The 20,732-nt window shown below is 70.5% G+C and carries 13 protein-coding genes; 6 read left to right on the top strand and 7 right to left on the bottom strand.

All coding sequences use genetic code 11. The features are described 5' to 3' along the window. Positions 1 to 434: 434 nt before the first annotated feature. Positions 435 to 3,980 (bottom strand): Rne/Rng family ribonuclease, encoded by a 3,546-nt coding sequence (locus RAB71_RS12030; RefSeq protein WP_104609487.1) that lies wholly within the window; start codon positions 3,978 to 3,980, stop codon positions 435 to 437. 394 nt (positions 3,981 to 4,374) lie between these two features. Here RAB71_RS12030 and RAB71_RS12025 point away from each other — a divergent pair, with 394 nt between their 5' ends. Beyond that, on the top strand, positions 4,375 to 5,364 hold the full coding sequence (locus RAB71_RS12025; RefSeq protein ID WP_010343882.1) for an RluA family pseudouridine synthase: 990 nt from the start codon (positions 4,375 to 4,377) through the stop codon (positions 5,362 to 5,364). A 43-nt stretch (positions 5,365 to 5,407) separates the two neighbouring features. Here RAB71_RS12025 and RAB71_RS12020 read toward each other — a convergent pair whose 3' ends face one another. The 4 genes from RAB71_RS12020 to RAB71_RS12005 all read right to left on the bottom strand — a co-directional run bounded on the left by RAB71_RS12020 (position 5,408) and on the right by RAB71_RS12005 (position 9,061). Continuing rightward, the gene (locus tag RAB71_RS12020) at positions 5,408 to 7,249 is read right to left on the bottom strand and encodes a DUF3300 domain-containing protein (protein WP_104609486.1); all 1,842 of its coding nucleotides are present in this window, start codon (positions 7,247 to 7,249) and stop codon (positions 5,408 to 5,410) included. Positions 7,250 to 7,375: 126 nt separating this feature from the next. Next, positions 7,376 to 8,197 carry a zinc transporter ZupT gene (zupT, locus tag RAB71_RS12015; RefSeq protein ID WP_010343879.1) on the bottom strand — a complete coding sequence of 274 codons (822 nt, stop codon included), beginning with the start codon at positions 8,195 to 8,197 and terminating at the stop codon, positions 7,376 to 7,378. 85 nt (positions 8,198 to 8,282) lie between these two features. Further along, the gene (locus tag RAB71_RS12010) at positions 8,283 to 8,714 is read right to left on the bottom strand and encodes an energy transducer TonB (RefSeq protein ID WP_010343878.1); all 432 of its coding nucleotides are present in this window, start codon (positions 8,712 to 8,714) and stop codon (positions 8,283 to 8,285) included. Between the two features lie 5 nt (positions 8,715 to 8,719). Continuing rightward, positions 8,720 to 9,061: a 4a-hydroxytetrahydrobiopterin dehydratase gene (locus tag RAB71_RS12005; RefSeq protein WP_010343877.1), complete on the bottom strand. Its 342-nt coding sequence runs from the start codon at positions 9,059 to 9,061 to the stop codon at positions 8,720 to 8,722. 86 nt (positions 9,062 to 9,147) lie between these two features. On the opposite strand from RAB71_RS12005, the gene RAB71_RS12000 reads away from it, so the two are divergent. After that, positions 9,148 to 9,744, top strand: a complete 597-nt coding sequence (locus RAB71_RS12000) for an NfuA family Fe-S biogenesis protein (RefSeq protein ID WP_010343876.1) — start codon at positions 9,148 to 9,150, stop codon at positions 9,742 to 9,744. A 13-nt stretch (positions 9,745 to 9,757) separates the two neighbouring features. Continuing rightward, entirely contained in the window at positions 9,758 to 11,503 is a 1,746-nt protein-coding gene (locus RAB71_RS11995) for a transmembrane repetitive protein (RefSeq protein ID WP_104609485.1), read from the top strand. A gap of 406 nt (positions 11,504 to 11,909) precedes the next feature. Here RAB71_RS11995 and RAB71_RS11990 read toward each other — a convergent pair whose 3' ends face one another. Continuing rightward, entirely contained in the window at positions 11,910 to 12,371 is a 462-nt protein-coding gene (locus tag RAB71_RS11990; RefSeq protein ID WP_010342878.1) for a cytochrome c, read from the bottom strand. A gap of 7 nt (positions 12,372 to 12,378) precedes the next feature. Beyond that, positions 12,379 to 12,762 carry a cytochrome c gene (locus RAB71_RS11985; RefSeq protein WP_026143839.1) on the bottom strand — a complete coding sequence of 128 codons (384 nt, stop codon included), beginning with the start codon at positions 12,760 to 12,762 and terminating at the stop codon, positions 12,379 to 12,381. A 194-nt stretch (positions 12,763 to 12,956) separates the two neighbouring features. Between RAB71_RS11985 and RAB71_RS11980 the strand changes: the two genes are divergently transcribed. The 3 genes from RAB71_RS11980 to RAB71_RS11970 are packed head-to-tail and all read left to right on the top strand — an operon-like array spanning position 12,957 to position 20,655. Then, on the top strand, positions 12,957 to 14,075 hold the full coding sequence (locus RAB71_RS11980; RefSeq protein WP_010342880.1) for an efflux RND transporter periplasmic adaptor subunit: 1,119 nt from the start codon (positions 12,957 to 12,959) through the stop codon (positions 14,073 to 14,075). Continuing rightward, positions 14,075 to 17,572: an efflux RND transporter permease subunit gene (locus RAB71_RS11975; RefSeq protein ID WP_010342881.1), complete on the top strand. Its 3,498-nt coding sequence runs from the start codon at positions 14,075 to 14,077 to the stop codon at positions 17,570 to 17,572. The genes RAB71_RS11980 and RAB71_RS11975 overlap by 1 nt, the downstream gene beginning before the upstream one ends. Next, positions 17,569 to 20,655: an efflux RND transporter permease subunit gene (locus RAB71_RS11970; protein WP_010342882.1), complete on the top strand. Its 3,087-nt coding sequence runs from the start codon at positions 17,569 to 17,571 to the stop codon at positions 20,653 to 20,655. The genes RAB71_RS11975 and RAB71_RS11970 overlap by 4 nt, the downstream gene beginning before the upstream one ends. Positions 20,656 to 20,732: the final 77 nt, after the last annotated feature.

The raw sequence follows: 20,732 nt of genomic DNA, 5'->3' as shown, positions 1-20,732 counted from the left end.
TTCGCCGACGAATGGCATTCGCGAGTGTCGCGGTTGGAATGGCTGGGCCTACATGGAATGGCTTGGCGCAAGCGCGGTGGATGGAGGCGCGCCGCGCTGTGCGCGCATGCATCGCCCAGGACTTGGCGCGAGCCTCCCGCCGACACGCCTGTGTTGGTGCGTCTTCATGACACTCCGGTCGATCGCCTTCCACGCATCTCACGCGCCACCCATCACGCGGTCTCGTAGGAGCGGCTTCAGCCGCGACGAGGCGTTACCGGTGAAGCCTCGCGGCTGAAGCCGCTCCTACGGGATGGCAGAGCGAGCAGGAGGCGCTGAAGATCTCGCCATGCAGGCGATCGCCTTGAACTACCGCATTGCGCGCGCTGCGCACCGACCATGAAAAAAGCGGCCCGAAGGCCGCTTTTTTCATGCTGCAACGGAACGCGCTTGGATCAGCCGCGATCCTTGTGCTCGTCGCCGTCCGCCTTGTCCGCGGCATGCGGCGCATGCGTTGTGGCCTGCGCAGCTGCGGCGGCACGTTCCTTCTTGTCCGCCTCGTCTGCAGCCGCGACCTGCGCCTGCGTCGGCGCGGCTGGCGTGGCGACCGCGGCGCTGCTGTCGTTCGCGGAGGGCGCCGATGCAGGCTCGGTCGGCGTCGCGGCCGCTGCTTCGCCACTCTGCGAGACCTGCGCCGGTGCCTCGGCGAAGGCGTCGAGCAGGGTGGTCTGCACCGGCGCGTAGGCCGGCTTGACCGGCGCGGTTTCCTCGGCACGCGGTTCCGCGGAAACGGCGGGCGCGGTCGTCGGCGCCGCGCTCGGCGCGACGGTAGCCGTCGCCGGTGCAGTCACGCTCGCCGGATCCTCGACCGTCGCCGTGGCATCCGCGGCCTCCGGTTCCACAACCGGTGCCTTGGCGGCGGTGGCGGTCGGTTTCTCGACTGACGTGGCGACCGCCTGCGGCTGCTGCGGCGCAGCCGGCGCGACGGCCGGGCTTGCAGGCTCGGATGGCGATGCCGCGCGCTCGGCGGCGACAGTCTCCTGCGCAACCGGCGTGGTCGCGGCGACCGGAGCCGGTGCCGCAGCCACCACGGTATCGGCGTGGGCCACGGCGGCAGCGCTGACGCCCTGCGCTGCAGCGGTCGGTGCAGTCGGCGCAGGCGATGCGATCACGGCATCGGCAGCGGCCGGCTGCATCGGTGCGGTGGCCGGCGCAGGCACGGGGTCGGCGGTGATCGGCGCGGGGGCCTGGGCTGCGTCATCGGTCGGTGCTGGTGCACTGACAGCAGCCGGACGCTCACGACGCGGCTCACGCTTTTCCTGCGGCTCGCGCTTTTCCTGCACGGGCGACTGCGGCTTGGGCGCCGGCGCGTCGGAGGCAGCGTCGTCGTCGAAGTCGAACTCCGGCTGGCTGCGGCTCGGCGCCTGCGCGCTTTCGCCATCGCTGTCGCTGTCGCCGGCATCCAGGTCGGTATCGTCCAACCCGCTGGCATCGCCGGCAGCGCCGGCTTCGCCATTGCCACGGCGGCGGCGGCGGCCACCGCGACGGCCACGACGGCGGCGGCCGCCGGCGTCGCCGGTACCGTCCTCACCCTCGGCGCCTTCGCCAGCGGGCACGGCCTGCGCGGTTTCCGCGGCGCTTTCGCGCGCGTCGATGCTGTCTGCGGCGGCGGCCGGTGCCGGTTGCACCGGTGCCGGGGTGGCGGCCTCGACGGCCGCTGCCGGCTCCTGGGTCGCGGCGATCGCGCCACCGGCGACCGCCGCGGCGGCCAGGGTGGTGGCGTCCTGCGCCGGCGTCACCGGAGCGGTCGCGACAGGCGCGGCCTGCTGCTTGGCGACGGCCTCGTCGGCGCGCGGCTGGCGCTGCGGCTTGTCGCCCTGCGCGGCGGCCGGCACCGGCTCCTGCTGCGGCTTCGGCTGGCGCGGCGGGTTCTGCGGCTGCTGCTGCTTCGGCGGCTTCGGCGTTTGCGGCTGCTGCTGCGGCTTGGCCTGCTGCGCGGCCTGCTCGTTGCGCGGCGCCTTGGGCTGCTGGTTCTGCTGCCCGGCGGGCGCGGCGCCACCGTTGCTGGCGCGGCGCTCGTCGCGGCGCGCGTTGCCGCCACCGTTGTTGCCGATGCCGCGTGCGGCATTGCCGCCCTGGCCGCCGTTGCGGTTGCCGTCGCGGCGGGCGTTACGGTCGTTGCGATCGCCACGGTCGTTGCGGTTGCGGTTGCCGTCCTGCGGGCGCTGGCGCTGGGCCGGCTCGGCGGCGGCCGGAGCGGGGGCCGGGCTGTCGCCAGCGCCGAAGATGCGCTTCAGCCAGCCGACCACGCCGGTGGCCGGCGGCGCGACCGGGGCCGGTGCGACGACCGGCGTCGGAGCCGGTGCCGCCACCGGTTCCTCGACCACTTCGCGCACCGGGGCCGGCTGCGAGTGCTTCACATTGGTCACCGCGGGCGCCGGGATGTTCAGCTGCGCCTTGGTCAGCGCGTGCACCGGCAGCTTGCGCGGGGTGCCGCGCTGGTAGCTGGGCTTGGTGCTTTCCTCGCCCAGCTCGTTCTCGCGCAGGCGGGTCACTTCGTAGTGCGGGGTGTGCAGTTGCTCGTCGGCGACGATCACGATCGGCGCGTCGTGGCGCTTCTCGATCTCGCTGAGCGCGCGGCGCTTCTCGTTGAGCAGGTAGTTGGCGATCTCCACCGGGGCCTGCACCAGCACCTGCCCGGTGTTCTCCTTCATCGCGTGCTCTTCGGCGACGCGGATGATCGACAGCGACAGCGACTCGACGCTGCGCATGCGGCCGTGGCCGTCGCAGCGCGGGCAGACGATCTGGCTGGATTCGCCCAGCGACGGACGCAGGCGCTGGCGGCTCATCTCCAGCAGGCCGAAGCGCGAGATACGGCCGATCTGCACCCGCGCGCGGTCGTACTTGAGCGCGTTCTGCAGGCGGTTCTCGACCTCGCGCTGGTGCTTGTTGGAGGCCATGTCGATGAAGTCGATGACCACCAGGCCGCCGAGGTCGCGCAGGCGTAGCTGGCGCGCGACCTCTTCGGCCGCCTCCAGGTTGGTCTGGAACGCGGTGTCCTCGATGTCGCTGCCCTTGGTGGCGCGCGAGGAGTTGACGTCCACCGCGGTCAGCGCCTCGGTCTGGTCGACCACGATCGAGCCGCCGGAGGGCAGGCGCACGCTGCGCTCGTAGGCGGCCTCGATCTGCGACTCGATCTGGAAGCGGTTGAACAGCGGGATGTCGTCGGTGTAGTGCTTGAGCTTGCGCAGGCTCTGCGGCATCACCTGCTGCATGAACTCCTTGGCGTCGCCGTACATCTCCTCGGTGTCGACCAGGATCTCGCCGATGTCGGCGCGCAGGTAGTCGCGCAGGGCGCGGATGATCAGCCGCGATTCCTGGTAGATCAGGAACGGCGCCGGCTTGGCCAGGGCGGCCTCGGCGATCGACTTCCATACCTGCAGCAGGTAGTCCAGGTCCCACTGCAGCTCTTCGGCATCGCGGCCGACGCCGGCGGTGCGGATGATCACGCCCATGTCGTCGGGGATGTTCAGCTTGTCCAGCGCTTCCTTCAGCGCGGCGCGGTCCTCGCCCTCGATGCGGCGCGAGACGCCGCCGGCGCTGGGCGAGTTCGGCATCAGCACCATGTAGCGGCCGGCCAGGGAGATGAACGTGGTCAGGGCCGCGCCCTTGTTGCCGCGCTCTTCCTTGTCCACCTGCACCACGACTTCCTGGCCCTCGCGCAGCAATTCGCGGATCGTCGCCTTGTTGTGGTCGACGCCGGCCTGGAAGTAATCGCGGGAGATTTCCTTCAGCGGCAGGAAGCCGTGGCGCTCGCCGCCGTATTCGACGAAGGCCGCTTCCAGCGAGGGTTCGAGCCGGGTGATGCGGCCCTTGTAGATGTTGGACTTCTTCTGTTCCTTGGACGGCTGCTCGATGTCGATGTCGTACAGGGTCTGGCCGTCCACGATGGCCACACGCAGTTCTTCTGCCTGCGTGGCGTTGATCAGCATTCGCTTCATTGTTGCGTTCCTCGCGCTGCTACCGCGCGGAACGCCATGGGGTTTCGCTTCTGGTCACGCTTCGTCGCCCATCGCGCAGGCGCGGGGTGGGCGTCTTGGGTTTCCAGCGCTACGACACCACGGCGAGCCGCGGGAGCGCTTTTTGCTTTTAGGTGGTTCAGGACCGGCGGCGACTCCAGCCAGGCTGGGCGCCGCACGGGGCATGTTCAGCGCGGACGCTTGCGGCATCCGGCGATGGCCGGGTAGGCCGGTGAGCCGCTAACATGGCCGCCCCGGGGGCGGTGGTCGCGCACTGTGCCGGAATCGTCGTAAGCCGGGCTTCTGGCCCTCAACTAACTTCCAACGAAATCAAACCCTTATCTCGCCCCCCGAGTGTAACAGAATAAACTGCCTGATGACTTCCCCCCCGATCCCTCCGAAGCTGCGCGATGTCGCGACCAGCGCGGTGCGCATTCTCAAGGTCCCGGAAGACAGGGCCGGACAGCGCGTAGACAATTTCCTGCTCGGCCAGCTCAAGGGCGCGCCGCGCAGCCTGATCTACAAGCTGATGCGCAGCGGCCAGGTGCGGGTCAACGGCGGCCGCACCAAGGCCGAGCGCAAGCTCGAGGCCGGCGACGAGGTGCGCATCCCGCCGGTGCGGCTGACCGAGGAGGGCGAGAAGAGCGCGCCGCCGGACGCGTTCATGGCCCGGCTCGAGGCGGCGATCGTCTACGAGGACGCGCGGCTGCTGGCGCTGAACAAGCCATCCGGCGTCGCCAGCCACGGCGGCAGCGGGATCAGTTTCGGCGCCATCGAGACGCTGCGTGCGCTACGTCCCAATCAGTCGCTGGAGCTGGTGCACCGGCTCGACCGCGACACCTCCGGGCTGCTGATCGTGGCCAAGAAGCGCTCGGCGCTGACCGAACTGCAGGCGCTGATGCGCGAGGACGACCGGGTCCAGGGCCGCGGCATCAGCAAGCGCTACCTGACCCTGCTGGTCGGGCGCATGCCCGACGGCACCATGAGCGTGGACGCGCCGCTGCACATCGGCCTGCGCCAGGGCGGCGAGCGCCACGTGCAGGTGAACGCGGCCGGCAAGCCGTCGCTGAGCCACTTTCGGGTGCTGGAGCGGCGTGGCGGGCATTCCTATTGCGAGGTACGGATCGAGACCGGCCGCACCCATCAGATCCGCGTGCATGCCCAGCATCTCGGGCATCCGGTCGCCGGCGACGATAAGTACGGCGATCCGGCGGTCAACAAGCGCCTGCGCGAGCAGATCGGGCTCAAGCGCCTGTTCCTGCATGCCGCCTCGCTGGAGTTCAGCCTGGACGACGGCAAGACACCTTATCTATTGAACGCACCGCTGGCCGACGAACTGGCCGAGGCGCTGAACCGCCTCGGCTGAGCCAGGCCCGCGGGAGCGGCCTGCTGCCGCCCCCGCGCTGCGCTCAGCTTTCGTGATGGTCGTGATCGTGGTGCCCGTCGTGGTGCGCGGGTGCCGGACGTTGTGCCGGATGCGACTCGGCCGGCCGCTGCTCGGGCATGCGCGGCGGTGGGGAGAACCGGGCCACGCGCTGTTCTTGGTGCTGTTCCTGACGCTGCTCCTGGCGCGGTTCCGGCATCGGCGCGCGCATGGTCTCGCGCGGCATCTCCTGCGCGCGCGCCTCATGCTGGGGCGCCGGCGCATGCCAGGCCTGGGCGCGCGGGGCTTCGCTCGGCAGTGCCTGGCGCGGCGGCTCCGTGCGTGCCATCTCGCGGGCGAAACCGGACGGCTGCATGCCCGGGTCGCCGCGCCGCGGCGGTTCCGCAAATCGCGCTTCCGGCATGCCGCGATTGGCGATGGCCTCGCGCGGCGCTTGGTTGGGCGTCAGCGCCTGCGGCACCGGCCGGCCATGGAACTGCGGGACCGGCATCGACGGTGCCGTGCGTGGTGCATTCGGCTGCGCCATCGCCACGCTGTGTTGCGGTGCGGCGGCACGCTGGGCGAAACCGGGTAGCAGACGCTGGTCGCGCACGGCCGTCATCGCTGCCGGTGTGCCCGGCGCTGGCAGGCGCTGCACCGGCGGTGGCATCGCTGCCACCGGGCGGCCGGCCTGCAGCATCTGGTTGGTGAAATGCGGCATGGTCTGCGGCATCGCCGGGGGTTGGGCCCGCGCGGGTCCGAACGCAGCTGCCGGCGCACGCGCCGCCATCGCCGCGGCGGCCATCGCGGCGCCCGCCGGCGCACGCGCGCCAGCGAAGGCCTGCTGCCCGCCCGGACCTCCCATCGGCGCGGCCGGCGGTGGCGCACCGCGGTAGTCGTTGTGCACGTAGCTGCGGTTGTCGTAGTGGTTGTTGATGATGGTGGTGCGCGGCGCGTACACGCTGTTGCGGTAGACCACGTAGTTCGGTGCCGACGGCGGCGCGTTCCAGTTCACTCCCCAGTTGTTCCAGCCCCAGCTGTGCCACGGCGGCGCCGGTTCCAGCCAGCCGAACACGCTGTGGTGGTGATGTTCGAGCGCATCGCCGACCAGCACGCCGACGCCGAACGAAATGATGCCGGCGGTGACCAGGTCGCCGGTGTCGTAGTAGGGGCGCGGCGGGCGGTAACGGTACTCGCGATAGACGTTGACCGGTGCGCCGTAGACCACGTCGGGATCGTAGCGGGGCACGTAGACCACGTCCGGCTGCGCCGGTTCGATCACGATGGTGCGGGTCGGCGGCGGCACCGCGTCGGCATAGGCCGGGGCCGGCTCCACCACGGTGCGCTGCACCACCTGCACGCGCTGCTGCGGGGTACTGCGCAGGTGGCCCTGTGCCTGCGCGCGCTGGCGCATCACCTGCACCGCGTCCAGCACCTGGTTGGGATCGTGGGCGTAGGCGTCGCCCAGCGCGCGGGTCCAGTCGCCGTTGCCGGCCAACTGGTCGACCACGTCGGGGAAGGCGGTCAGCGCCTTGACGCTGGGATCCCAGGGCTGCGCCGCGGCCGCCTGCAGGCGGTCGGTGGCGGACAGGGTGCGGTTGTTGCGCAGCCAGTCCTGCGCGGACATCACCTGGTCCGGATACACCGAGGCGGCCAGGGTCTGCGCCAGCAGCTTGTCCGGGAACAGCGCGATCGGCGCGACCAGTTGATACAGCTGATCGGCGGTGGGCGGGACGTAGGGTGCAGGTGCGGGCGCTGCGGCGGGGGCCGGCGCATCGGCCTGGGCCGCGGGTGCGGGCGCATCCTGTCGTTGACAGGCGCCCAGCGCCACCACGCTCAGGGCGGTGAACAGGGCCAGCCTGGCCGGAGGACAGGGGCGGAGATCCATGCGACACCTCATCGAGCGGGGCGAAGGTGGCCGCAGCATGCGCCGCCTTGGGTGTCTGCGACCTTTCTGCGCAGCGCTGTCGCGCAGGCCAGCGAGCGCGCGTTCAGCCGGCGTCGGCCGCTGCCATCAGACCGGCGCGGACAGGCGGAACAGCACCAGGCTGAGCGCCAGCGTGGCCATGCCCGCGACCAGGCCGTACACCGTCTCGTGCCCCTGCGCGTAGCGCTTGGCCGCCGGCAGCAATTCGTCCAGGGCCAGGAACACCATCACCCCGGCGATCAGCCCGAACACCGCGCCGAACACCCCCTCGGACAGGACGTGCGCCAGCGCGACGTAGCCGATCAGCGCGCCGATCGGCTCGGCCAGGCCGGACAGCAGGCTGGCGGCGAAGGCATAGGACTTGCGCCCGGTGGCGTAGTGCACCGGCACCGCGATGGCGATGCCTTCGGGGATGTTATGCACGGCGATGGCGAAGGCTAGCGGCATGCCCACCGCCGGGCTCTCCAGCGTGGCGAAGAAGGTGGCCAGGCCCTCGGGGAAGTTGTGCGCGGTGATCGCCACCGCGGTGAGCAGGCCGACGCGCTTGACGTAGGCGCGGTTGTCGTCGCGAAACAGCGGATCGCGGCTGTTGAGGCTTTCGTGCGGATTGGGCACCAGCCGGTCGATCGCCACGATCAGCACCATGCCGGCCAGGAACGCCAGGGTGGCGTAGGCCTGGCCCAGGCGCGGGTCGAAGGCGGCGCTGAAGGCGGTGATCGACTTGCCGAGGATCTCGGTCAGCGACACATACACCATCGCGCCGGCGGAGAACGCCAGGCCGAAGGCGAGCAGGCGCGGATTGGGTCCCTTGCTGAACAACACCAGCACGCTGCCCAGGCCGGTGGCCAGGCCGGCGCCGAGGGTCACGGCCAGCGCGACCAGGACGTTGTGCAGTGGGATGTCCAGCATGCGCCGGCGGCTCCGAAGAAGAGGCGTCGATCAGACCTGGCGCGCTGCGGGTGTCGCGTGAAGGCGCGCGGCGCGCGCCCGTGGGTCAGCCGGCCTTGTGCGCCTGCGCGTCCAACGCGAAGCAACGGTCCGGGCGCGGTTGCGGCGGATTGAAGTTGACCGGCACCTGGATGGTCCACGGCACCGCCTGGCCGTTGCGGGTGGCGGGCTTGAAGGTCCAGCCGCGCACCGCCTCCTGCGCCGAGGCATCGAGCTTGGCCTGGCCGCTGCCGGTGACCACGTCCACCTCGGTCGGCTTGCCCTGCACGCCGACCACCACCTTCAGCACCACCGTGCCGCCGAGTCCGGCGCAGGCCACGTCGATCGGGTAGTCCGGCGGCGGTGTCTTCACCGCGGCCACCTCGGTCGGCGGCTGCGCCACGGTGTGTGTCTGGGATTGCTGGGATTGGCCGCAGGCGCTGAGCAGCACAGCGCTCAGGCAGGCCAGGGGGAGCAGACGGCGGGCGGTAGCGGTCATCGGGGTCATTCCGGAAGGGCGGACGCCTTGGCGGCGCAGATGAAGTCGTTCTCGCTGAGGCCGCCGACGTCGTGGGTGGAGTAACGCACCACCACGCGGTCGTAGTGCACGCCCAGGTCGGGGTGATGGTCCTCGCGGTGCGCGATCCAGGCCAGCGCGTTGACGAAGGCCAGGGTGCGGTAATAGTCGGGGAAGCGGAAGGTGCGGCTGATCGCAGTGCCGTTCTCCACGACCTCCCAGCCGGGCACCTGCGGCAGCAGTTCGGCGACGCGCGCCTGGGTCAGTTTGTACTCGCTGCCCTTGCAGGGCGAGCAATGGGCCTGGGCGAGGGGGATCAGGTCGTTCATGAAGGGTCTCTGCGGTGGAACGGACAGGGCCGGACAACATACCGCCCGCGATGAGCGCAGGGCGTGGAAGGGTCTAGAATAGCCGCATGATCCAGATCTCAGACAACGCACAGGCCCATTTCCGCAAGCTGCTCGAACGCGAGGCCGTGCCCGGCATGGGCGTGCGCCTGAGCGCGGTCGATGCCGGCACCCCGCGCGCGGATGCGCGGCTGGAGTTCGCCGAGCCGGCGGACCTGGCCGGCGACGAATGGGCGATCGATTGCGCCGGCTTCACCCTGTACGTGGCGGCCGACAGCGTCGGCTGGCTCGACGGCGCGGAAATCGACTACGTCACCCAGGGCACCGGCCAGCAACTCACCATCAAGGCGCCCAAGATCAAGGGCGAAGCCCCGGGCGAAGCGGCCTCGCTGGTGGAGCGGGTGCGCTGGGTGGTGGAGAACGAGGTCAATCCGCAGCTGGCCCAGCACGGCGGCCGCGTGGCGGTGCAGGAAGTGTCCGCCGATGGCGTGGTGCTGCTGCGCTTCGGCGGTGGCTGCCACGGCTGCGGCATGGCCGACGTGACCCTGAAGCAGGGCATCGAGAAGACGCTGATGGGCCGCGTGCCGGGGGTGACCGCAGTACGCGACGCCACCGACCACGACAGCGGCAGCGCTCCCTACATTCCGCGCGATTCGGCCGCCTGACGTCCCGCTGCCGGTGACGCGCGCCACCGACATCCTTGATGTGTTGTTGGCGCGCACGCCGCGCAAGCTGCTGCGCGACCGCCGCACCGGTCTGCCATACGCATGGGCGCACTGGATCGCGGCGCAACCCGCCGTGCCGCGGCCGTTCGCCGCCCCCGAGCTGATTGCGGCGCTGCCGCCGGCGCAGCCGCCGGTGACCACGCGTCTGCCGGCCTTGCCGCTGTGGCAGGCGTTCCGCCGCCTGTGGTGGCAGCACTGGGATCCGGCGCCGTACGACCAGCGCTGGTGGCGGCGCATCGCCGTGCTGCTGAGCCTGTTGCTGCATCTGCTGTTCGCGGTGTTCCTGCTGTGGGTGGCGTTCGTGCGCTGGCTGCCGCCGCTGACCGATGCGGACCAAGCCGGACGCGTGCAGGTCGAATTCGTCGGCCGCGGCACGCCCGCCGAGAGCGGTGGTGGTGCGCCGGCCGAGGCGGCCGCATCCACGGAGGCGACGTCGCCGACGCCGCCGCGTGCGCAGCGCGCCGCGTCCGCGCGTCCGCGCCCGACGCCGCCCGCCGCGGCAGCGCCTGCGCCGGCAGCGGCCGCAGCGCCGGCACCCGTTCCACCGGTGCCCGCGCCGACCACGGCCAGTGCGCCACCACCGCCGCCAGCGGAACAGCCGCTGCAGGTGACCGAAACGCCCACGCCCACCCGCGATTTCGTACTGCCGCCGCCGCCGAGCGTGCGTGTGCCGGTCCCGACGCCGCGCGCGGTGGTGCCGCCCGACGTGCAGGTGCCGGTGCGCGAGGTCGAGGTGGTCACCGACGTGCCGACCGTGGCGCAGCTGCGGCCGCGCGACATCGCGGTGCCGCGCCCGGCCGCGCCGCAGGTGCAGGTGCGCGAACGCGAGGTGCCGGCCCCGTTGCCGCAGGTGCAGGTTCCGGCGCCACAGCTGCGCACGCCGGTGCCGACACCGGTGCTGCGCAGTGCCGAGGTGCCGCAGGTGCGCCAGATCGAAGTGCCGACGACGACGAATACCGCCACCGCGAGCGCACCCACGCCGGCAGCGCCAGCTGCCCTGGTCGCCAGCCCGGACACCACGCCGGCGAGCGCGCCGACACCGCAGCCGGCGCCGACCCCGCAGCCGGCGCCGGCCGCCGCTGCCGGCGCTGCGGCCAGCGCGACTGCCAAGCCGACCGCCGCTGCGGCCGGCACCGCGCCGCCCGGCAGTCAGGCCGCAGCGCCTGGTAGTGGTCCTGCGCCGGTCGCCCGCGACGGCGGCTGGGCCACGCCGCAGCGCGGCGACGACTGGGGTGCGGCCGCCCGCAATCGCCCAGGCGATGCCGGTGCGGGCGCCAGCAAGGGCGGCGGCCTGTTCAATGCCGACGGCAGCGTGCGCCTGGCCGATGGCCGCGGCAACGACCAGGCGCCGGCGCGCAGCGCGCCCGGCTCGGAGACCGACACCTGGACGCGCGAGCGCATCGAAAAGGCGGGCGAGTGGCTCAAGCGCCCGCCGTACGACTACACGCCGACCTCGTTCGACAAGTACTGGCTGCCGAACGCGACGCTGCTGGAAGAGTGGGTGCGGCGCGGCATCAAGTCGGTGAAGATCCCGATTCCCGGCACCACCAGCAGCATTTCCTGCGTGATCTCGATCCTGCAGGTGGGCGGCGGCTGCAGCATCACCGATCCCAATCTCAACGAGCAGCCGGCCGGCGCACGGCCGCCGCCGAACGTCCCGTTCAAGCGCGAGCTGCAGGAAGATAACGGCAGTCGTTGAGTGGCGGGGTGCGGGCTTGGTGTCAGAAGAGGGCGCCGCATATCACCTGCTTTCAGCACATGCGAGCGACGCGGCTGCACTGAGTGAGCGGCTTCAGCGGCACGGCTTTCCATGAGCGGGCTCATTGCTGCGGAAAGACAACTCCAAACAACCTGTCGCGCACGGCGTGCTGTTTCGTAGGAGCGGCTTCAGCCGCGACGGGCGTTCCCGGTGAAGCCCGGTCGCGGCTGAAGCCGCTCCTATGTGGGGCCCTCGCGTTGGATGGCGCCGGAGCGACAGGATTGCGCGTGTGCGAACGCGCATCCGGAGTGCGCCGTGTGCGGCCGGGCCGCCGCTGCTCAGCAGCGCACCATGCAGGCAACCACGCACGTCACACGGCGTGCGTGGTCCCCCGCGCGTGGTGCGTTCAATTCACGCCGTGCAAATCGCGCAACTGGCTGCTGCGCGAGCCGAAGTAGGCGGCCAGGTCGGCGATGTCCTGGTCGCTCAACTGCGCCGCCTGCGGGCTCATCAGCGGATGCGTGCGGGTGCCGCCGCGGTAGGCCTGCAGCGCGTGCGCGAGGTAGTCGCCGTATTGGCCGCCGAGCTTGGGATAGGTCGGGTCGATCGGCGCGTTGCCGTCGGCGCCGTGGCAGTCGATGCAGCTCTGCCCGGTGGCCTTGCCCTTGGCGTGGGCCAGTTTGTCGCCGGCCTCGATGCGCCCGCCGGGCAGGCCGGCGGAGGAGCCGGAGCCGTGCTCGCCGCTGGCATGGCCGGGGTCGCCGGCGGAGGTGCTGGTGGATTCCACCTGCGATTGCGAACAGGCCCCCAGGCACAGGGCGGCAAGCAGGACGAGGGCGGGACGCAAGGCGTGCGCGGCGTTCGGCATGGGAGGCCTACTTGAGGGTGGACAGGAAAGCGGCGATGTCGGCGATCTCCTGGTCGGAGAAGCTTTCCGCCTGGGCCTGCATGGTCGGATGCTTGCGCTTGCCCAGCCGGTATTCGGTCAGCGCCTGGGTCAGGTACTGCGCCGACTGCCCGCCGATCTTGGGGATGCGGTAGCTGGGGTAGGCGTTCTTGTAGCCGGTGACGCCGTGGCAGCCCTGGCAGGTGTAGGTGAGTACCCGGCCGTTGGCGGCATTGCCCTGCACAGGGGCGGGCGCCGCGGCTGCGGCGGCGGGAGCGGCGGGCGCCGGCGCGGTCTGCGCCATGGCCGGGGCGGCCCCAACAGAAACGAGTACGGCCAGAGCAAAACAAGCGGCTAGCGGCTGCGTGCGCATGGTTTCGTGGTCCGGAGGACGGATTGGGGTTCCGGCGTGGGGGAACACGGAACGGCCCGAGTATAGCCTCACCTTTCGCGGCTCCGAAACTGGCGGCGGTGGGCGACCCGTGACCTTTGGGGCATACGGCACGACGTTGTTTGGTGATCTACTTATCTACAACACCATTCACGCCATCCACCAAGGACACGACGATGACGCGACCGCTGATGCGCCGCACTGCCACTTGCGCTGCCGCGCTGCTGGTCACCACCACGCTGCTGCTCGGCGGCTGCAAGCCAGCCGCCGAGGCCAAGGCCAAGGCCGCCGACAGCGAAAAGGCACTGGAGGCTGTGCCGGTGGAGGTGGCGGCGGCCAGTCGCCGCGCGGTGGCGGCCAGCTACAGCGGCACCGCGGCGCTGGAAGCGCGCGCCGAGTCGCAGGTGGTCGCCAAGACCTCCGGCGTGGCCCTGGCGGTGTTGGCCGAGGAAGGCCAGCAGGTGCGCGCCGGGCAGCCGCTGGTGCGGCTGGACCCGGATCGCGCGCGGCTGGCGCTGGCGCAGAGCGAGGCGCAGCTGCGCAAGCTGGAGAACAACTACCGCCGCTCGCAGCAACTGGTGGGCCAGCAACTGGTCAGCGCCGCCGACGTCGACCAGATCAAGTACGACCTGGCCAACGTGCGCGCGCAACACCAGTTGGCCGCGCTGGAGCTGTCCTATGCCACGGTGGTGGCGCCGATCTCCGGGGTGATCGCCTCGCGTTCGATCAAGACCGGCAACTTCGTGCAGATCAATACGCCGATCTTTCGCATCGTCGACGATTCGCGGCTGGAGGCCACGCTCAACGTGCCCGAGCGCGAACTGGCTACGCTCAAGACCGGGCAGCCGGTGACCCTGCTGGCCGATGCGCTGCCGGGCAAGCAGTTCCGCGGCCGGGTCGACCGCATCGCGCCGGTGGTGGATGCTGGCAGCGGCACCTTCCGCGTGGTCTGCGCCTTCGACGAGGGCGCCGAAGCGCTGCAGCCCGGCATGTTCGGCCGCATCCGCATCGACTACGACCAGCGCACCGATGCGCTGGTGGTGCCGCGGCTGGCGCTGCTCGACGATGGCGAGCCGGCGGTGTTCCGCGTGGTCGCCGGCAAGGTCGCGCGGGTGCCGGTGACGCTGGGTTATGCCGAGGGGCCGTGGGTGGAGATCCGCCAGGGACTGCAGGCCGGCGATCAGGTGGTCACCGCTGGCAAGGTCGCGCTGCGCGACGGCAGCCGCGTGCAGGTGATCGCCCCGCAACGCGAGGTCGCCGCTGCCGCACCGGCGACCGCTTCCGGAGCGCGCTGATGCACGGCGCCGGTCCCGACGCGCACGTCCCACCGCCAACTTCCGCTGCACACGGCGGCGGCCTGGTCGAATTCGCCACCCGCCGCCGCGTGACCATCGCGATGATCACGCTGACCATGCTGCTGTTCGGCGCGATCGCGCTGCACGGGCTCAAGGTCAATCTGCTGCCGGACCTGAGCTATCCAACGCTGACCGTGCGCACCGAGTACGCCGGCGCCGCGCCGTCGGAGATCGAGACGCTGGTGACCGAGCCGGTGGAAGAAGCCGTCGGCGTGGTCAAGAACCTGCGCAAGCTCAAGTCGGTCTCGCGCACCGGACAGAGCGACGTGGTGCTGGAGTTCGCCTGGGGCACCAACATGGACCAGGCCAGCCTGGAGGTGCGCGACAAGATGGAGGCGCTGTCGCTGCCGCTGGAGGCCAAGGCGCCGGTGCTGCTGCGCTTCAACCCCTCCACCCAGCCGATCATGCGCCTGGTGCTGTCGAGCAAGACCGCCGCGCACACCGATGCCGAGGCGGTGCGCGCGCTGACCCAGTTGCGTCGCTACGCCGACGAGGACCTGAAGAAGAAGCTGGAGCCGGTGGCGGGCGTGGCCGCAGTCAAGGTCGGCGGCGGGCTGGAGGACGAGATCCAGGTCGACATCGACCAGCAGCGGCTGGCGCAGCTCAACATGCCGATCGACACGGTGATCGCGCGGCTCAAGGACGAGAACGTCAATCTCTCCGGCGGGCGCCTGGAGCAGGGCACGCAGCGCTACCTGGTGCGCACGGTCAACCAGTTCGCCGACCTGGACGAGATCCGCAACCTGTTGCTGACCACTCAGGGCGCCGGTGGCAACGCGGCCGACGCGGCCCTGCAGCAGATGTATGCGATCGCCGCCTCCACCGGCTCGGAAGCGGCGCTGGCCGCGGCGTCGGCAGCGCAGAGCGCGACCTCCAGCACGACCACCACCGTCGCCGGCGGCATGCCGATCCGGCTCAAGGACGTGGCGCAGGTGCGGCAGGGCTACAAGGAACGCGAGGCGATCATCCGCCTGGGCGGCAAGGAGGCGGTGGAACTGGCGATCTACAAGGAAGGCGACGCCAACACCGTGGCCACCGCGGCGGCGCTGCGCAAGCGCCTGGAACAACTGCAGGCGCAGATTCCCGCCGACGCCGAACTGACCACGCTGGAGGACCAGTCGCGCTTCATCGAACACGCCATCGGCGACGTCAAGAAGGATGCGGTGATCGGCGGCCTGCTGGCGATCCTGATCATCTTCCTGTTCCTGCGCGACGGCTGGAGCACGTTCGTGATCGGGCTGTCGCTGCCGGTGTCGATCGTGACCACGTTCTTCTTCATGGATCGGATCGGCCTGAGCCTCAACGTGATGTCGCTGGGTGGGCTGGCGCTGGCCACCGGCCTGGTGGTGGACGATTCGATCGTGGTGCTGGAAAGCATCGCCAAGGCGCGCGAGCGCGGCCTGAGCGTGCTCGATGCGGCGATCGTCGGTACCCGCGAGGTGGGCATGGCGGTGGTCGCCTCGACCCTGACCACGATCGCGGTGTTCCTGCCGCTGGTGTTCGTGGAGGGCGTGGCCGGGCAACTGTTCCGCGACCAGGCGTTGACCGTGGCGATCGCCATCGCGATCTCGCTGGTGGTGTCGATGACCCTGATCCCGATGCTCAGCTCGCTGAAGGGCCGTGCGCCGCTGGCGTTCCCGGTGGAACCGGCGCCGCCGCACTGGCAGCCGCGGCGCGGCTGGCTGAAGCCGCTGGCCTGGAGCCGGCGCGGCGCCGCTGCGGCGGTGCGCGGGGTGTTCTTCGGCGTGGCCTGGCTGTGCGTGCGGCTGTGGCGCGGTGCGGTGGCGGTGGTCGCGCCGGTGATGCGCAAGGCCAGCGCCCTGGCGATGGCGCCGTACGCGCTGGCCGAGCGCGGCTACCTGCGGTTGCTGCCCGGCGCGCTGGCGCGTCCGGGCTGGGTGCTGGGACTGGCGGCGCTGGCCTTCGCCGCGACCCTGGCGGTGGCACCGCTGCTGGGCGCCGACCTGATCCCGCAGCTGGCGCAGGACCGCTTCGAGATGACCGTGAAACTGCCGGCCGGCACGCCGCTGCGGCAGACCGATGCGCTGGTGCGCGAACTGCAGGAGGTCCACGGCAAGGACGCTGGCGTGCAGGCGCTGTACGGGGTCAGCGGCAGCGGCACCCGACTCGACGCCAACCCCACCGAGAGCGGCGAGAACATCGGCAAGCTGACCATCGCCATGGCCGGCGGCGGCAGCGCGCAGTTCGAGGCGCAGCAGAGCGAGCGCATGCGCGCGACGATGCGCAACCATCCGGGCGTGCAGGTCGGTTTCAGCCGACCGGAGCTGTTCAGTTTCTCCACGCCGCTGGAGATCGAACTGCGCGGCCAGGACCTGCAGACCATTCAGCACGCCGGGCAGAAGCTGGCGGCGCTGCTGCGCGGCAACGGCCACTTCGCCGACGTCAAATCCACGGTGGAAGAAGGTTTCCCGGAGATCCAGATCCGCTTCGACCAGGAACGTGCCGGTGCGTTGGGACTGACCACGCGGCAGATCGCCGACGTGGTGGTGAAGAAGGTGCGCGGCGACGTCGCCACCCGCTACAGCTTCCGCGACCGCAAGATCGACGTGCTGGTGCGCGCGCAGCAGAGCGACCGCGCCAGTGTCGACAGCATCCGCCGGCTGATCGTCAATCCGGGCAGCAGCCGGCCGGTGACCCTGGACGCGGTCGCCGACGTGGTCGCCACCACCGGCCCCAGCGAGATCCACCGCGCCGACCAGATCCGCGTGGCGATCGTCTCGGCCAACCTGCGCGACATCGACCTGGGCACGGCGGTGCGCGAGGTGGGCGAGATGGTGGCGCGCGATCCGCTCGGCGCCGGCGTCGGCATGCACATCGGCGGGCAGGGCGAGGAACTGGCGCAGTCGGCACGCTCGCTGCTGTTCGCGTTCGGCCTGGCGGTGTTCCTGGTGTACCTGGTGATGGCCTCGCAGTTCGAATCGCTGCTGCATCCGTTCGTCATCCTGTTCACCATCCCGCTGGCGCTGGTCGGCGCGGTGCTGGCGCTGCTGCTGACCGGCAAGCCGGTGTCGGTGGTGGTGTTCATCGGCCTGATCCTGCTGGTGGGCCTGGTGACCAAGAACGCGATCATCCTGATCGACAAGGTCAACCAGCTGCGCGAGGAGGGCGTGGCCAAGCGCGCGGCGCTGATCGAAGGCGCACGCTCGCGGTTGCGGCCGATCGTGATGACCACGCTGTGCACGCTGTTCGGCTTCCTGCCGCTGGCGATCGCCAGCGGCGAGGGCGCCGAGGTGCGCGCGCCGATGGCGATCACCGTGATCGGCGGGCTGCTGGTGTCCACGCTGCTGACCTTGCTGGTGATCCCGGTGGTCTACGACCGCCTGGACCGCCGCGCCGACGCGTACTACGCCGAACGCGGGCGGCGTGCACGGCAACGCGAGGAGCGCCTGCAGAACGGCGAGGGCGCCCCGGCATGAGCGTCGCCGAGTTCAGCATCCGCCGTCCGGTCACCACCATCATGTGCTTCGTGTCGCTGGTGGTGGTCGGGCTGATCGCCGCCTTTCGCCTGCCGCTGGAGGCCTTGCCGGACATCTCCGCGCCGTTCCTGTTCGTGCAGTTGCCGTACACCGGCTCCACTCCGGACGAGGTCGAGCGCAACCTGGTGCGGCCGACCGAGGAAGCGCTGGCGACGATGACCGGGATCAAGCGCATGCGCTCGACCGCCACCGCCGACGGCGCCAACATCTTCATCGAGTTTTCCGACTGGGACCGCGACATCGCCATCGCCGCCTCCGATGCGCGCGAGCGCATCGACGCGATCCGCGCCGACTTGCCGACCGACCTGCGGCGCTACAACGTGTTCAAGTGGTCCAGCAGCGATCAGCCGGTGCTGAAGGTGCGCCTGGCCGGCGCGGCCGACCTGACCGGCGCATACGACATGCTCGATCGCGAGTTCAAGCGCCGGCTGGAGCGCATTCCTGGGGTGGCCAAGGTGTCGGTGTCGGGCGCGCCGCCGAACGAGGTCGAGATCGCCATCGCCCCGGACCGGCTCAGTGCGCACAACCTCAGCCTCAACCAGCTCAGCGAGCGCCTGGGCAAGCTCAACTTCTCGCTGTCGGCCGGGCAGATCGACGACAACGGCCAGCGCCTGCGGGTGCAGCCGGTCGGCGAACTGCGCGACCTGCAGGAACTGCGCGACCTGGTCATCGACCCCAAGGGCCTGCGCCTGGGCGACATTGCCGAGGTGCGGCTGAAGCCGACCCGGATGAGCTACGGCCGGCGCCTGGACGGGCGCCCGGCGGTGGGCCTGGACGTGTTCAAGGAGCGCAGCGCCAACCTGGTCGAGGTCTCGCGCGCAGTGCTGGCCGAGGTCGAGCAGATCCGCAAGCAGCCGGCGCTGAGCGACGTGCAGATCAAGGTCATCGACAACCAGGGCAAGGCGGTGACCTCGTCGCTGGCGGAACTGGCCGAAGCCGGCGCGGTGGGCCTGCTGCTGTCGGTGACGGTGCTGTTCTTCTTCCTGCGGCACTGGCCGTCGACCCTGATGGTGACCCTGGCGATCCCGATCTGCTTCGCGATCACCCTGGGTTTCATGTATTTCGCCGGGGTCACCCTCAACATCCTGACCATGATGGGCCTGCTGCTGGCGGTGGGCATGCTGGTGGACAACGCGGTGGTGGTGGTGGAGAGCATCTACCAGGAGCGCGAGCGCATGCCCGACCAGCCGCAGCGCGCCTCCATCGTCGGCACCCGCAACGTCGCCATCGCGCTGTCTGCGGGCACCCTGTGCCATTGCATCGTGTTCCTGCCGAACCTGTTCGGCGAGACCAACAACATCAGCATCTTCATGTCGCAGATCGCCATCACCATCTCGGTGTCGCTGCTGGCGTCGTGGCTGGTGGCGGTGAGCCTGATCCCGATGCTGTCGGCACGCATGCGCACCCCGGCGCTGCTGCATTCCCCGCACGGGCTGATCCCGCGCCTGCAGCGCCGCTACGCGCGGGTACTGGCCTGGTCGCTGGCGCACCGCGGCTGGAGCGTCTGCGCGATCGTGCTGATCAGCGCGCTGAGTGTGATCCCGATGATGCAGACCAAGAAGGACATGTTCGGCGGCGACGGCGGCGAGCAGGTCTTCATCGGCTACCAGTGGAAGGGCGCCTACACGCGCGAGCAGATGGCCGAGGAAGTGACCCGGCTCGAGCGCTTCATCGATGCGCGGCGCGCGCAGTACCACGTGACCCAGGTGTATTCCTGGTTCAGCGAGGAGGAGGGCAGCAGCACCACGCTGACCGTGGATCTGAAGCAGGTCCGCGACCTGCCGGCCCTGATGGAACGCATCCGCAAGGAACTGCCGCGTTCGGCGCGGGTGGACTTCCACGTCGGCAACAGCAACGGCGGCGATGGCGGCAACGGCGGCGGGCAGACCGTGCAGGTACAACTGGTCGGCGATTCCACCGAGGCGCTGCGCGCGCTCGCCGACGACGTGGTGCCGCTGCTGGCACGGCGCAAGGAACTGCGCGACGTGCGCGTGGACAGCGGCGACCGCAGCACCGAACTGGCGGTGCGGGTGGATCGCGAACGCGCCGCAGCGTTCGGCTTCAGCGCCGAGCAGGTCGCCAGCTTCGTCGGCCTGGCGCTGCGCGGCGCCTCGCTGCGCGAGTTCCGCCACGGTGACAACGAGGTGCCGGTGTGGGTGCGTTTTGCCGGCGCCGAGCAGACCTCGCCGGAAGACCTGGACAGCTTCAACGTGCGTACCCAGGACGGGCGCAGCGTGCCCTTGCTGAGCCTGGTCGAGACGCAGCCGCGCGCCGCCGCGACCCAGATCGCCAGGACCAATCGGCAGACCACGCTGACCATCACCGCCAACCTTGGTGCCAAGGTCACCGCGCCGGAAGCCAAGCAGGCGATCGAGGACACCCTCAAGGCGGTCGATTTCCCGGTCGGCTACCGCTACAGCTTCGACGGCGCGGACGGCCAGGACGACGATCAGGCCAGCAAGCAGATGCTGTTCAACCTGCTGATCGCGCTGGTGATGATCTACGTGGTGATGGCCGCGATGTTCGAATCGCTGCTGTTTCCCGTGGCGATCATGAGCGGCGTGCTGTTCTCGGTGTTCGGCGTGTTCTGGCTGTTCTGGATCACCGGCACCAGCTTCGGGATCATGGCCTTCATCGGCATCCTGGTGCTGATGGGCGTGGTGGTGAACAACGGCATCGTGATGATCGAGCACATCAACAACCTGCGCCGGCGCGGCCTTGCCCGCACCGAGGCGCTGATCGAAGGCTCGCGCGAGCGCCTGCGCCCGATCATGATGACCATGGGCACGGCGATCCTGGCGATGGTGCCGATCTCGCTGACCACCACGCAGATGTTCGGTGACGGCCCGGCCTACTACCCGATGGCACGCGCGATCGCCGGCGGCCTGGCGTTCTCGACCGTGGTCAGCCTGCTGTTCCTGCCGACCATCTACGCGATCCTGGACGATCTGAGCAACGGCGTAGCCAACCTGGTCCGGCGCGCGCGTGGGCGTCGCGGCATGGCCGCGCAGCTGGCGTCCTGATCCAAAGGCTTCAAACGACCTGTGGGAGGGGCTTCAGCCCCGACGCCGTACCACCGAGGCGTCGGGACTGAAGTCCC

It is taken from the genome of Xanthomonas sacchari (assembly GCF_040529065.1).
In the GTDB taxonomy this organism is placed as follows: Bacteria; Pseudomonadota; Gammaproteobacteria; order Xanthomonadales; family Xanthomonadaceae; genus Xanthomonas_A; species Xanthomonas_A sacchari.
The sequence above is the reverse complement of the archived record's forward strand: the minus strand, read 5'-3'. Positions and strand labels throughout refer to the sequence as shown.